Below are 13246 nucleotides of genomic sequence, written 5' to 3'. Positions count from 1 at the left end.
ACGCAGTTTTGTCCGCTAATTTGAGACAAAACTGCAAAAGTGTATTTTTTTATTGAAGAAAGCATTGCTCTACAAGTTTATCTCCGTATAATTTCAAATATCAAAAGTTGTATGGAGGAAAATATGGGAAAAATTCTTGTAGGCTTTGCTTTCTTTTGTTTTTTATTCTTTGCCCAAGGGGCAAGAAACGTGCAAGCCGCCATTATGGACGTTAGCGATAATTTTGTTTCGCTTAATGTTGATAAAAAAGCGGCCTGGTACAACGATGAATTTGTTCATGTGCGAGCCAAATTTAGTGATAGAAGGCTAGCTTTTACTGCTAACAGCATAATGGAGATTACGTGGGAAAAAGCAGGTAGTGCATCGCTTCAAGGAATTAAGGAAAAGAATAGACTGGTAATTCAGGACGAAGCAGGTGAAGACCATGAGGTCGGTCAATATGTTGTTAATAAAGATGGGGTAATCATTTCTTTCAATAATGAAATAGAGGATTTTGAAAATGTAACTGGTCAAGTTGATTTTGATCTGCAAGTTAAAAATAAATCCGAAAAAAGAGAATACCCAATTGTATATGCAGGCGATTTAACTAAAAATTTGCACGTAGGAGGACAAAACGAGCCTGTAGAAGAGATTGGCTCAGTTAATATTAATGGAATTTACGATCAAGACAACATTTCCTGGGAAATCAATATCGATCCAGACAAGGCAGAATATGATCAAATTGAAGTAGAAAATACTATTCCCGAGCTTAGTTTTAGATGGAAAATCTTTGAAGATTAAAGTTGCAAATCATGAGATTAAATTAGACAAAAATAGTTTGCAAGCTGATAGCAACAATCTAAAGCTGACTTTGGATGGTGAAAAATATCACGGCCCCGTTAGCATCAGCTATAACACTCAAGTTAAAGATTTTGCTGCACTCGGTGCTATAAATCAGGTAGCTGTACGTTATCAATCAAATGACAACAAAACGATTAAAACAATTAGTAAAAATATTTATGGAGGAAAAATTCAAGATGAAGAAATTACAAGCATTTTTGGCAAACTTCTCAAGATGCAAGAGACTGGAAAGAAGAATACAGAGGGGGATAGATATGGGGAAAAAGTTACGCGAATTAGCAGGACAAACAGAAATGAGATGTTGATGGCTCGAAGAGCTGATGGAAGCAGAGAAGAAAAATCAGACCCTGAATCAAGATATAAAAAATTAAAGCTTCCAGTAGCAGGCTTAACAGGCTTTGATAATAAGCCAACTACAATTAGTACACCTAAAGCAACTACAGTTAAACGTAGTAATAATGATTCTAAAACTGTTGCAGACAAAATTTTAGATGATGATGACTTAAAAGAAACTAGTCTCAAAAAGAGAAATAGACACAGATCACGAACATCTTCAGCTAGCTTACCTAAATCTGGTGAATCTGCCACAATTGTTTTGTCAATTACAGGTTTATTTATGCTAATTATGGGTGCCCTTACATTGGGTTTAAAAAAGGAAAAGTAGATAATCAATAAAATCTATATTTTCGATAGCCAAATTACTCTCTTTCACTTATTATGGATATATAACTTTGTATATTGAAAGAGAAATATAAAGATGCCATACACTATTTCTGAAATTATTGTTTTATTTTTTACATATTCTTTTATTGGCTGGCTATGGGAAACAATATATTGTTCAATTAAGGATCATCATTTTGATTATCGTGGATTCCTGTTTGGCCCATATTGTCCAGTTTATGGATTCGCGGTCACTACAGTTTTAATCTGTACCAAAGATGTTCAATATAATATCTTCTTGCTGTTTATTGTCGGAATAATCGTCGCGACAGCGCTTGAATATGTTGCTAGTTTATTCCTTGAAAAAGCCTTTCATCTTAAATTGTGGGATTATTCAAAACTTTGGGGTAATCTCCAAGGACGTGTAGCTCCAGCTATCTCCTTATTCTGGGGCTTTGGAGTAATTATATTAGTTAAATTTATCCAACCGTTTATTCAAAAGATTATCAATCTTGAAGAAAGAGAGACGCATGGTTGGCTGGCCGTCGGAATCACAATAGTCATGGGAATTGATACTATCTTAACTGTAATCAGTGTAGAAAGATTCCACATGACAACCAAGATGTGGGACAATCACATCAATCAATTTATTGAACGTGTTAGATCTAGAGTAGAAAGCAGAATGGCTGAGAAAGGTAAGCTTAAGGTTGGTGATTGGCATCACTCAGTTATTCAGCACTACGACGAATTAAAACCAAATCGTTTAAGTTGGAATCAAAAACGTATGCTTAAGAGCTTCCCTAAATTAAGAGTTTTGGATGCACCTAAGTTTATGAAAATAAAGAAAGCAATTCTTGAAAAAGAAAATCGCTCAAACAAAAACACCGCTGCCTAATCCGGCAACGGTGTTTTTTTAGCCATTAATACGGTTCTTTTCTCGCACTTTGCTTTTTATTTCGGTGTAACCATCAAGTACATTTGCGTAGCGTCCTAAGATGAAAAGGTAATCGGAAAGGCGATTCATGTACTCCAAATCGCAATCGTCTAATTTTTGTTCATTTAAACTCAACTTGACTAAAGACCTTTCGGCACGTCTAGCAACGGTTCTAGCATATTGTAAGTTAGCACCCGTAACCTTGCCACCAGGCAAGATAAATTCAGGAATAGTGGGTATTTTAGGAGTTAATTCATTAATGCGGTCTTCTAACTGTGTGACATTTTTCTCACTAATTTCATGATGATGCTTAACGACAATATCGGCTTGCAGTTGGTATAAATTACGCTGAACGTTTTCCAGTTCTTCACGTAATTCCCGGCAATTCTTTGATAAGTTGGCGATCACTACACCAAGGTATGATTGAAGCTCATCCACATTGCCCAATGCTTCAATTTGCAGATCATATTTGGGCACCATTTTACCAGTAACCTGCTTGGTTAACCCTTTGTCACCAACTTTAGTGTAGATTTTGATTGTCATTAGATTATCCTCCGTTGATAGGCTTTAAGTGCTTGGGTGATTGGTTTATATAAAACAAAGTAGAAGGCAAAGTTGCCAATTGCATGGTAGGTATCAAAGGCGAAGCTAGAAACAAGGTAAGCGATGAAAGCAGGCAAACCACCGAAAATAGTCATCCCCAGGTCGACTAAAAAGCCGTATTCCCAACCTAAAAAGGTGGCCAAAGCTACCTGTAACCAAAAGTGATTTTGCAGTGGCGTAACTTTGTTTAAAAAGGCCACAGTTAATACACAACCAGCATAAGCTAAGATTTGGGGAATAGTCCAAATGCCGAATCCCAAATAAATATTAGAAATCAACATTGTCAAAGCAGCTAAAGTGATACCTGAGCCGATACCCAAATAAAGAGTAACAATCATCAAGATATCAGTTACTGGTTGTACGTTGGGAATAGGAATAATTTTGAAGATACGCAAGACCACGCACATTGCTGTAAGCATGGCCAGTAATGCGATTTGTCTGATTTGCAGCCGCTCAGTAACCATAAATTACTTCACCTTGTCTAGAGTAAATTTAACTTTATCTTTGTTAGCAACTGCTTGTTTGTCGGCACCTTTGGTTGCCCATTTGCCGTTAATTGTGTAAGTCCAATAAATCTTTTTCTTAGGGTTTTGCTTTTTACCATCGATTGAAGTAATAAAGCCCTTAGTTTCTTGCACTTTCCATGCTTTCTTAAGACCGGTAATTACCTTGGCCTTTTTCTTAGGAATCTTAACGGATTTATCACTTACGGTTTTCTTGCCTTGTTTCAAGGTGTAGTTAACCGTAATTTGATTGTTAGAGCTCTTTTTGGCAGTGGATGAACTATTATTTGAGCATCCCGTCAAAAATAAAGTTAAAAATGCAACGATTGTAAATAATAAACTAAATTTGTGTTTGTTCTTCATTTTTATCTCTTAATAAATTACTTGATTGGGCAAGCTCCGCCTTCACAGTCGGTTTGTCCTACAATTTCTAATCCCTTTTGATCATCATTTTGCTTTGCAAATACTTCTTCAACATCATCAGTAATCAAAGCAGCTCTTTCTTTATAGGTCTTCTTGTCAATTGGTTCTTTTGGAGCTTGCTTGAGTGAACCACCGTAGTAAGGAAGAAGTGAAGTTGATTTGATAGTGTGTCTGTATTGGTGAAGAAGTGGAGCAATTTCGTCACTTTCATCTGATTGGAAGGTGATGGTGCAGCTGACGGCATTGTCAGACCAGTATGTTTGCAAGAATGCTTGGGTCGCGAATTGTTCCGCGATTGAAACCGTTCCGGCAGAAGCAAAGTTTTTACTATCGGCGTGAGCAGCCCGTAATGGAAATTCAACGCAAATAGTGTTCTTAGTGTAAATATCTGGTTCAGTATGATAGCCGCATTCTCTTAATGCTGGAAGCAATGGATCACTAGCCTGGAAACGAATTCTCTGAATCAAATAACCAGCATAGTGGAAGTGCATCCCTTCTGACACACCAGCCAATTTAGCCACCGTACCAGATGGTTTAACTGTGGTGTGCTTAATTGATGGGTGGGTGCCTAATTCCTTGCTGTAGGCCTTATCTGCGTTGACTACAGCCTTGTATAAGCCATCCACTCTTTCAACTGCCTGTGAATCATAGATCGGTTTCTTAATCTTTTCACCAGTTTCTGCATCAACGGCATCTTCAAAGCCAGTGACTACTCTGTGGCCCAAGTCATTAAGCAGCCAGTCTTGAATACCAGACATTGAAATACCGATTCTGCGGTTCTTTTGAATAATCTTACGTGAAACTTCCCAGTCATAGTGACTAAAGGTAACTCTCTTAGCAAAACGAGTAGCTAAGGCGAAGGCCTCCTTTAAGTCCCAGCCTTGCATTTCAGCGATGTATGGGAAGACCTCAAACAAGTTGCATGGCTCACCATTTGCCAAAGAAATTTCACCACAAGGATTAGTACCTTCAACGTCATCGTCAATTCCTGGTTGATAGCCATCAACAATACGACCATAGTTGCGTGACAAATCTAAGTTAACGATACCAGGCTCGCCATTATGCAAAATGCCGTCAGCAATTGGACCATAATTATTAAACTTAGAATTAATGGCCACACTGTTGTTAGAAGCCCAACGGTGGTGATAAAGCTTTTTCTTATCCTGCTTCATCTTGATAAAGTCTTGGTCGTCGCTAGAGCCAAGTGCAAGCTCAGCTGAACGACGAACGTTGCCGGCAACAACTGTTTTACCAATCAAGTTACAAATGTCAGTCGCATCAACAGCAGTCAAGTTTTTACCTGCGCGGGCATTAATGACGTTGTTGATATCGATAAACATTTCAACTAAAGGCATTGGACCTGAAGCAGTACCGCCGAAGCCATGGATCTTGGCACCGTATGGACGAATGTCAGTAATGTCCAAAACTAATTTGGTCTTTCGATCAGGATTGGTTTGGTTAAAGTGCATATCAATTAAACGGGCATTGGCAAGAACCCAGCCTTCACGAGTATCAGGCAATCTGTAGTAAATCACGTCGTCTTGATCTGGATTTTGCTTTTTCCATTCGTCTTTATCAACGGCGCCAACCTTGATTGAGGCATTGTGTGACTTACTGCCTTTATCGATTACAACAGTTAAATCGATTTTGTTATCAACCTTAGGAATTTGCTTAATGTTGTCGTTAACAACTGAAAAACCAACGCCGCCGCCTTTCATCAATTGATCGAATAGGAAGGAGAAAGGCATGGAGACAGCTTTTTCTCTCTTATCAACGTAAGAAGGCACGATGTGACTGTCGCCATATTCTTGAGGACGAATAGCGATGAACCAGCAGTTGTTTAATGAATCGCCAGTCCGTTTTTGATAATCGGTTCCTGAAATCCAAAGGTTACGACCTGAAGGGGTAGCTGATAAGCCATAAACTAAACGGAATAATCGTTTAGCTTCATTGGTCAATTCGCTGATAACTTTTTTAGAGGGAGAGTCTTTTAGACGTGGATCAAGGTTGATGTTACCTTCGATCACACGCTTAACTGTCTCATCCCAGTTTTCTGAACGATCTTGATCAGGAAGCCAACGGGCATAAGTTCTCTTATAGGTTACCCAGCCAAGTTCACCCCAGTGAGGTTTGATTTCATGTTTCACTTGATCAATAAAGTTTTGATCTAGTTCAATTCTAGTAGATGGCATGTTTTTCACTCCTAAAAGATTATTATTGTTTCACAAAAACACATTATGTATGAGTACATATCTAAATGTACCACAATATCTTGTGGCTTGTAGAAAATAATCGCGGATAGCATTGATTTGTAAACTGCAAATCCCATCAGAATAGGGCTAATAAATTAGAAAAAATTTTAGATAAAATGTGGTATAGCTTTAGAAAGCAAAAAATATAGAAAATTATCATGTTACAATCAAAAATAATGGAAAAAGCGAGGTTTGATTCATGAATACAACTTGGCAAAAATTTAAAGACAATGTGCCATTGCGTAGAGTTGTCGTATTTTTGTTAATCGTAGCTTGTTTGTACGAGATGCGGGCAATGATGAATACGATTCTGTTAACATTTATTTTTACTTACGTAATCGTGCACCTGATTCGTTTAGTACAGCGTTACATTCCTAAGATGCCGACAGGGATAATAGTTGTCGTCATGTATCTGATAATTCTGGCGCTATTGTATTTCGTTATAACGGTTTACTTACCCATGCTGGTGGTGCAAATCAGTAAGATGGTGAAGTCCGTTATGGCATTTTATGAAAGCGATGAATCGTTGCGTTTGATGTCGTACGTAACGCGTTACATTAGTAAAGGTGAGTTGATTGAACAGGCAAAGCACGCTATGACTTTTGCCTTTCACACTGCTACTAATATCGGCACGCTGACGGTTGCTACATTTATGTCGCTAATCTTGAGTTTCTTTTACACGATTGAATTAAAGAAGATGAAGGAATTTTCTAGTCTATTCGTTAAAAGCGGTTATTTGAAGTGGCTTTTTGAAGATATTCGCTATTTCGGTAAGAAGTTTACCAATACCTTTGGTGTAGTGCTCGAGGCCCAATTCTTTATTGCGATTTGTAACACAGCTTTGACAATGATCGGTTTGGCTATAATGAAAATGCCACAGATTGTCGCCTTAGGTTTGATGGTCTTCATTTTGAGTTTGGTTCCAGTTGCTGGTGTAATCATTTCACTGATTCCGCTAAGTATTGTGGGCTACTCAGTAGGCGGCATTCGCTACGTGATTTATATTTTCATCATGATCATGATTATTCACGCCGTTGAAGCCTATGTCTTAAATCCTAAGTTCATGGCCAGCAAGACTGAATTACCAATTTTCTACACATTCTTGGTTTTGCTTGTGGCAGAACATTTCTGGGGCACCTGGGGCTTGATCGTAGGTGTGCCAATCTTTACTTTCTTCTTGGATGTTTTAGGCATTAAGCCAACTAAAAAGAGTAAGAAGAAGGCAGTTCTAAAATGAGATTATTACTGACAGGCGATAGCATCATCGCACGCAATGAAGCAAAGAAGAGCCGCATATTAACTGGAATTTAAAAAAGATGTTGCCTGACGTAGAAATTGAAAATACTGCAGTGTCGGGGAGTAATTCAGGTGCGTTTTTTGCAAGACTTAATGAATTAGTTTTGAGCGTGAAAAAGTGCGATAACTTGGTAATTTTACTTGGGACTAATGATCTGGCAACGCATAAGCAGGTACCGTTAACACAATTTAAGCAAAATATGGAATTGATTTGTTCAGCGATAATTTGTGCATATTATCCGCCACATGTTTTGCTTGTTTCGCCACCCGCCGTTGATGAGGAAAAGCAGCTTGTGCGCGATAATGCTTTGGTGGGAAAATATGCTGAGGCGGTAGAGAAAGTCGCAAAAGAATATCATTTTAGATATGCTGATTTGTGCCAAGCGATGTTGGATGCAGGAGATATCAAGAAGATAGCTCAAGGGATGAAAAATGATGGCCTGCACTTTGGGGATGCAGGCTATGAAATACTAGCTAAATTGATTGTTGAAAATTTAAAGAGTATGTAAAAAAGAGGCCTTCTGGCCTCTTTATTTTTTATCTAAATTACCTTATTGCCGCAAAGATCAATCCACCTATGGCTACTAAAGCAAGAATGGAATAAGTAAATATGCGCAAAATACAAAAATCAATCCGGCCACGAGTAAAAAGCCGAAAATTTTGATTAAGCCAATCCCCAACTTGAAGAAAAGCCAAATCAAGAAAATTGTTAACAAAAGTGAAAGCATAATTCATACCTCCATAATCTATGAGAACATTTTACTACCAAGATAGAAGCAGAGAGTAGATTAAGTATTCCAATTTTAGAAAAAATAAAGAAACGTTTGTGAAATTAAGTTACCGTTAACAGAACAAATCATGTTGAAAGCTCTTTCTGAAATCGATATCATTAAAAACATGAAAGCGATTTATATGAGGGGAGAAAAGTAACTTGGAGCAAGAAAAATCAGGGTTACCAACGCTAGCCGCATCCACAATTTGGATGATTAGCTTGGGTTATTTAGGTGTACAAATTGCATTTACTTTGGAAACTTCTCAAATGAGTAGAATTTTCCAAACTTTAGGGGCTGATCCAACAAAATTAGGTTGGTTCTTCATTTTGCCACCACTTGCAGGATTGGTGGTACAGCCAGGAATCGGGTCTTTATCAGACCGTACTTGGATTTCTAAGATTGGTAGAAGATTACCTTATTTGTTAATCGGGATGATCTTCGCCGTAATCACAATGGTCATTTTGCCAAATGTTGGTAGTTTTGGCTTAGGATATGGATCCTTAGAAGCACTTATTTTCGGTGCTGTCGCAATTGCCGTATTGGACGTTGCTTCTAACATGGCCATGCAGCCATTTAAGATGATGATCGGTGATATGGTTAACGATGAACAAAAATCATATGCTTACGGAATTCAAAGTATGCTTTCCAACTTTGGTGCTGTAATTGCCGCATTTTTCCCATTCTTGTTAACTAGTTTTGGTGTTGCTAACACTGCTAAAAAGGGTGTGGTACCACAATCAGTTGTCATTTCATTTTATGTAGGTGCAGCTGTTTTGGTAATCACGTCATTGTTCACTATCTTCAGAGTTCACGAATATGATCCAGAAACTTATGCTCGTTACCACGGCATTAAGGAATCAGATAACACAGAAGGTGGCGGCTGGATTGAACTTTTAAAGAAAGCCCCAAAGGTTTTCTGGCAAGTTTCATTAGTTCAGTTCTTCTGCTGGATTTCATTCCAATACCTTTCAACTTACGCAACTGGCGCGATTGCTCAAAATGTATGGCACACAACCAACGCATCTTCAGCTGGCTATCAAGTTGCCGGCAACTGGTTCGGTGTTTTAACTGCTGTTCAATCTATTGCAGCCGTAATTTGGTCATACGTTTTGGCTAGGGTGCCAAATGACCACCACAAGATGGGTTACGGTGTAAGTTTGCTCTTAGGTGCAATTGGCTACACTTCAATCTTCTTAATTCATTCACAAATGTTGTTGATTCTTTCATTCATTTTGATTGGAATCAGCTGGGCCGGAATGAACACTTATCCATTGACTATGGTATCGAATGCTTTATCAGGTAAACACATGGGAACCTACTTAGGTTTGTTCAACTGTTCAATTTGTTTACCACAAATTATTGCTTCACTCCTTAGTTTCATTATTTTCCCAATGGTAGGTAACTCAATGCCAACCATGATGCTTATCACTGGTATTTCAGGATTCTTAGCTGCTTTATCAGTTATGGGTATTAAAGAAACTTACGTAAAATAATTTAGACCAAAAGAAAAATGCATGAAGTCAAAATTTGGCTTCGTGCATTTTTTATGTATTCATTTAGTTAGAATATTGTTTAATTTATTAATCTTTAACAACATCCTTAGTGTTCAACCATTGGTTGCTACTGATCTTAACAATCTTTTTACCATTAGTCTTCTTAACATCTTTAGCGGTGAAAGTTGAACCATTGAAACTGTCTTAGCAGTCTTTTTACCATTTGCGTTTAAAACAGCAACCTTTTGGTTCTTAGTATCTTTAATAGTAACGAAGATCTTGTCGCCTTTCTTGATAGCTGGGTTAGTAGGAGCAACTTCTGCGACACCCAACTTTGGAGCAGTGAAGCTAGCAGCTTCGGTAACTGAAGCACTAACACCTAACAAACTCATTGAAGCAACTGTGACTGAAACAATCTTAACTAATTTCTTTGCGTCTAACATAATGAATACCTCTAATTTCTATATCACTTAAACTCGTTGGAACTTTTCGTTCCCTCATTCCTTACGCTTTTATTGTATAACAAATGTTATTAAATTCAAGGGATAATTCAAAAATTTTTGGAAAATAAAAACAGCTGTCTATATTAGATAGCTGTTTTCTTAGTATAAGTCCGTTTATTATGATCTCAAGTCCTATTTTAATCAGGGTTGAGGCGATTGCATAGTGCTTATTTTACGGAACAAATCAATAAAAATGACTAATCAGTAAAGTATTGCAAAATGTCTTCTTCAGTTAATTTTTTCTTTTCTTCGCCTTTGACATCTAGAACGATTTTGCCGCTGTTTAAAATCACCATGCGATTGCCATATTTAATGGCATCTTTTAATTGGTGGGTGATCATGATACAGGTTAATTTTTCTTCACGTACAACCTTGTCGGTTAATTCTAGCAAATCACGGCTGGTATTAGGGTCAAGGGCTGCCGTGTGTTCGTCTAATAGTAACAACTCTGGTCTTTTGATTGTCGCCATTAAAAAGCTAAGCGTTTGGCGTTGACCACCTGATAGATTTCCGACGAAAGTATTTAGTCGTTCATTCAATCCGTTAGGGAGTTGAGCGGTTTCCTTTTCAAATTCTTTCATGTGTTTATCTAACCCTCTAAGGCGTAAACCACGATGTTGACCTCGTTTGGTAGCCAGAAGCAAGTTTTCAGCAACCGTCATTCTAGGAGCAGTACCCATCTTAGGATCTTGAAAAACTTGAGCAATATATTTAGCTCGCTTTACTTCAGATAAAGAAGTTAAGTCGCGATCTTTTAAAATAACTTTCCCAGTAGTGGGAAAAATTGAACCGTTGATGATATTTAAAAGAGTAGATTTACCAGCACCATTGGTCCCAAGTAAAGTGACAAAGTCGCCATCTTCTAATTTTAAATTGATGTTTTTGAGAATTTGTTTTTCTTCGTTTGTGCCTTCATTGACTGTAGTCGTAATATTTTGTAAATCTAAAATTGTACTCATGGCTTGGCAACTCCTTTTTTCAATAATTTACGTACGTGAAATTTTTTCTCAAATAATGGCAACATCATGCAGATGGCTAGGATGATTGCGGAAATCAATCTGAAGTCGTTGGTGCTGAAACCAAGTTGAAGAACTAGTAACAAGATCAAACGGTAGATGATACTGCCGATGATGATAGCAATTAAACGGGCAGTTAAAGTTAGATTATTACCATAAACAACTTCACCGATGATAATTGCGGCAAGGCCGATAACCATTGTACCGATACCCATGTTAACGTCGGCGTAACCACCATTTTGTGCTAACAAACCGCCGGCTAAACCGATTAAACCGTTGGAAAGCATCAAGCCTAAGATCTTCATGTTGTCAGTGTTAATGCCAAGTGAACGAGCCATTTTTTCATTATCACCAGTTGCAATGAAACCTTGACCAAGATCAGTATTCAAAAAGACTGCTAACAAAAGAATAATCAGTACTGCAAAGAATAAACCAACGACGATAGTAGGGAAATTAGTAGGCAACTTTTGTAAAAACTTCTCGTTAAGCAAAGTAGCTTTGTTGAGTAAACCGACGTTTGCTTTACCTAAAATTCGCAAGTTAACTGAGTAGACACCGGTCATAGTTAAAATGCCGGCAAGTAAAACTGGAATTTTACCTTTGGTGTAAAGGAGACCAGTTACTAATCCTGTAAGCATCCCGCCTAAAAATGAAAGGATAGTAGCAAGTACTGGATCAACGCCATGCACTAAAGCACTAACGCAGATCGCTGCACCAAAAGGAAACGTTCCTTCAACTGTCATGTCAGGGAAATTTAAAATTCTAAAAGTAAGAAACAGACCTAAGGCTAAGACTCCCCATAAGAGACCTTGCCCGATAGTTGATGTAATAAGACTCATTTGATGATCCGTCCTTTCTTTTGTGCAGCTTTGATTACGCTGTCTGGAATATGAATATTTAATTCGTTTGCGGCTTTTTGATTAATTACAGTTTCGTAGCTGGTAACTCTTCTAACAGGAGTATCTGCTGGATTCTTGCCCTTTAGAATTTGACCAGCCATTTGACCGGTTAAAACACCCATGTCGAATTGACTAACACATCTAGTGGCAAGACCACCTGACTTAACCATGGTATCGGCAGCTGGGAAAACAGGAATCTTGGCTTCATTAGTTGCCTTAAGTAAGGCCGCAATTCCTGAAGCCACGGTATTGTCGGTTGGTACATATACTGCTTGAACTTTGCCTGCCATAGTTTGTGCAACTTGTTCAATATCGTTAGTTGAAGTGATTGTGTATGGACGAACTGTGAGACCTTCTTTTTCAGCTAAGCTCCTAAATTCGCGGTATTCAGATGCGGATGAATCATCACTTGAAGTGTAGACAACGCCGATTCTTTTAGCTTTAGGTAAAATCGCCCGCAACAATTTTAATTGAGCTGGAATAGGCTGACGATCTTGAACCCCGGTAACTTTACCACCAGGATGGTTCAGGCTTTTAACTAAATGTGTTCCTAAAGGATCACTAACTGCACCCATGATTACTGGCGTGTTGCCTGATTCGTTAGCCAAGGATTGAACGGCCGGTGTCGCAATGCCAATTGCGACCGCTGCATTTCTTTGATTAAAACGATCGCTCATTGATTTTAAGTTGCTTTGATCACCTTGAGCATTTTGAAAATCAATTTGAATATTTTTACCTTCACGATAGCCTTCATCCTCAAGTCCCTTGATGATACCGCGGTGAATTTGATCTAAAGCTGGGTGGCTCATTGTTTGTAAAATACCCACGACTCTTTCTTTTTGAGCTGCGGTTTGCTTATTTAATTCCACTACAAATGCGGCAATTAAAAAGGTGAAGAGAGCAATAATTGTTCCGATTAATCTTTTCATTTTTCCGACTCCCATAAACAAAAAAGGACATTTCCGTTTTACGGGAAATGTCCAAAACAAAACCCGCACGTTTATTAAATCCGTGCGGGCTACTTTTTTTCATGAAGATTTATACCAGCACA

Annotated in this window: 12 protein-coding genes and 3 pseudogenes; 6 read left to right on the top strand and 9 right to left on the bottom strand. The window is 38.1% G+C overall.

Going from position 1 to position 13246, the window contains the following annotated elements; genetic code table 11:
- Positions 1-123: 123 nt before the first annotated feature.
- From JCM1039_RS12785 to JCM1039_RS09265, 3 genes are all read left to right on the top strand, one after another.
- Positions 124-780, top strand: a complete 657-nt coding sequence (locus JCM1039_RS12785; RefSeq protein WP_244438053.1) for a hypothetical protein — start codon at positions 124-126, stop codon at positions 778-780.
- Positions 770-1504 carry an LPXTG cell wall anchor domain-containing protein gene (locus JCM1039_RS12780; RefSeq protein ID WP_244438052.1) on the top strand — a complete coding sequence of 245 codons (735 nt, stop codon included), beginning with the start codon at positions 770-772 and terminating at the stop codon, positions 1502-1504. Before JCM1039_RS12785 ends, JCM1039_RS12780 begins: the two co-directional genes overlap by 11 nt.
- A 93-nt stretch (positions 1505-1597) precedes the next feature.
- On the top strand, positions 1598-2395 hold the full coding sequence (locus JCM1039_RS09265) for a putative ABC transporter permease (protein WP_025015542.1): 798 nt from the start codon (positions 1598-1600) through the stop codon (positions 2393-2395).
- Positions 2396-2413: 18 nt separating this feature from the next.
- On the opposite strand, the gene JCM1039_RS09260 is transcribed toward JCM1039_RS09265, so the two are convergent.
- The 4 genes from JCM1039_RS09260 to nrdJ are packed head-to-tail and all read right to left on the bottom strand — an operon-like array spanning position 2414 to position 6155.
- On the bottom strand, positions 2414-2977 hold the full coding sequence (locus JCM1039_RS09260) for a cob(I)yrinic acid a,c-diamide adenosyltransferase (protein ID WP_025015541.1): 564 nt from the start codon (positions 2975-2977) through the stop codon (positions 2414-2416).
- A complete protein-coding gene (locus tag JCM1039_RS09255; RefSeq protein ID WP_025015540.1) occupies positions 2977-3501 on the bottom strand; it encodes an ECF transporter S component in 525 nt (174 codons plus the stop codon). Before JCM1039_RS09255 ends, JCM1039_RS09260 begins: the two co-directional genes overlap by 1 nt.
- A gap of 3 nt (positions 3502-3504) precedes the next feature.
- Entirely contained in the window at positions 3505-3903 is a 399-nt protein-coding gene (locus JCM1039_RS09250; protein WP_013436882.1) for a DUF4430 domain-containing protein, read from the bottom strand.
- Positions 3904-3920: 17 nt separating this feature from the next.
- Positions 3921-6155 carry a ribonucleoside-triphosphate reductase, adenosylcobalamin-dependent gene (nrdJ, locus tag JCM1039_RS09245; RefSeq protein WP_025015539.1) on the bottom strand — a complete coding sequence of 745 codons (2235 nt, stop codon included), beginning with the start codon at positions 6153-6155 and terminating at the stop codon, positions 3921-3923.
- A 259-nt stretch (positions 6156-6414) separates the two neighbouring features.
- Between nrdJ and JCM1039_RS09240 the strand changes: the two genes are divergently transcribed.
- Both JCM1039_RS09240 and JCM1039_RS11485 read left to right on the top strand, forming a co-directional pair.
- Entirely contained in the window at positions 6415-7452 is a 1038-nt protein-coding gene (locus tag JCM1039_RS09240; protein WP_025015538.1) for an AI-2E family transporter, read from the top strand.
- Positions 7449-8020, top strand: a pseudogene (locus JCM1039_RS11485) (SGNH/GDSL hydrolase family protein). The gene JCM1039_RS09240 and the pseudogene JCM1039_RS11485 overlap by 4 nt, the downstream one beginning before the upstream one ends.
- A gap of 37 nt (positions 8021-8057) precedes the next feature.
- On the opposite strand, the pseudogene JCM1039_RS12085 reads toward JCM1039_RS11485, so the two are convergent.
- Positions 8058-8239 (bottom strand): annotated as a pseudogene (locus JCM1039_RS12085) (hypothetical protein).
- 203 nt (positions 8240-8442) lie between these two features.
- On the opposite strand from JCM1039_RS12085, the gene JCM1039_RS09225 reads away from it, so the two are divergent.
- Positions 8443-9777, top strand: a complete 1335-nt coding sequence (locus tag JCM1039_RS09225; RefSeq protein WP_025015537.1) for an SLC45 family MFS transporter — start codon at positions 8443-8445, stop codon at positions 9775-9777.
- 87 nt (positions 9778-9864) lie between these two features.
- Here the strand turns inward: JCM1039_RS09225 and JCM1039_RS11475 are convergent.
- The 4 genes and pseudogenes from JCM1039_RS11475 to trpX form a co-directional block, all read right to left on the bottom strand.
- Positions 9865-10220 (bottom strand): annotated as a pseudogene (locus tag JCM1039_RS11475) (hypothetical protein).
- A gap of 257 nt (positions 10221-10477) precedes the next feature.
- Positions 10478-11239: an ABC transporter ATP-binding protein gene (locus JCM1039_RS09215; RefSeq protein ID WP_025015536.1), complete on the bottom strand. Its 762-nt coding sequence runs from the start codon at positions 11237-11239 to the stop codon at positions 10478-10480.
- On the bottom strand, positions 11236-12135 hold the full coding sequence (locus JCM1039_RS09210) for an ABC transporter permease (protein ID WP_025015535.1): 900 nt from the start codon (positions 12133-12135) through the stop codon (positions 11236-11238). Before JCM1039_RS09210 ends, JCM1039_RS09215 begins: the two co-directional genes overlap by 4 nt.
- On the bottom strand, positions 12132-13124 hold the full coding sequence (gene trpX / locus JCM1039_RS09205; protein WP_025015534.1) for a tryptophan ABC transporter substrate-binding protein: 993 nt from the start codon (positions 13122-13124) through the stop codon (positions 12132-12134). The genes JCM1039_RS09210 and trpX overlap by 4 nt, the downstream gene beginning before the upstream one ends.
- Positions 13125-13246 lie beyond the last annotated feature (122 nt).

This window comes from Lactobacillus kitasatonis DSM 16761 = JCM 1039, assembly GCF_000615285.1.
Lineage (GTDB): Bacteria > Bacillota > Bacilli > Lactobacillales > Lactobacillaceae > Lactobacillus > Lactobacillus kitasatonis.
Note: the sequence above shows the minus strand (reverse complement) of the source record. Positions and strands in the feature narration are given on the sequence as shown.

Excerpts from the sequence above, each read along its gene's own strand:
- JCM1039_RS09260 (WP_025015541.1), bottom strand. The coding sequence starts at position 2,977 with ATGACAATCAAAATCTACACTAAAGTTGGTGACAAAGGGTTAACCAAG.
- JCM1039_RS09215 (WP_025015536.1), bottom strand. The coding sequence starts at position 11,239 with ATGAGTACAATTTTAGATTTACAAAATATTACGACTACAGTCAATGAA.
- JCM1039_RS09210 (WP_025015535.1), bottom strand. The coding sequence starts at position 12,135 with ATGAGTCTTATTACATCAACTATCGGGCAAGGTCTCTTATGGGGAGTC.
- nrdJ (WP_025015539.1), bottom strand. The coding sequence starts at position 6,155 with ATGCCATCTACTAGAATTGAACTAGATCAAAACTTTATTGATCAAGTG.
- trpX (WP_025015534.1), bottom strand. The coding sequence starts at position 13,124 with ATGAAAAGATTAATCGGAACAATTATTGCTCTCTTCACCTTTTTAATT.
- JCM1039_RS12785 (WP_244438053.1), top strand. The coding sequence starts at position 124 with ATGGGAAAAATTCTTGTAGGCTTTGCTTTCTTTTGTTTTTTATTCTTT.
- JCM1039_RS09265 (WP_025015542.1), top strand. The coding sequence starts at position 1,598 with ATGCCATACACTATTTCTGAAATTATTGTTTTATTTTTTACATATTCT.
- JCM1039_RS09250 (WP_013436882.1), bottom strand. The coding sequence starts at position 3,903 with ATGAAGAACAAACACAAATTTAGTTTATTATTTACAATCGTTGCATTT.
- JCM1039_RS09255 (WP_025015540.1), bottom strand. The coding sequence starts at position 3,501 with ATGGTTACTGAGCGGCTGCAAATCAGACAAATCGCATTACTGGCCATG.
- JCM1039_RS09240 (WP_025015538.1), top strand. The coding sequence starts at position 6,415 with ATGAATACAACTTGGCAAAAATTTAAAGACAATGTGCCATTGCGTAGA.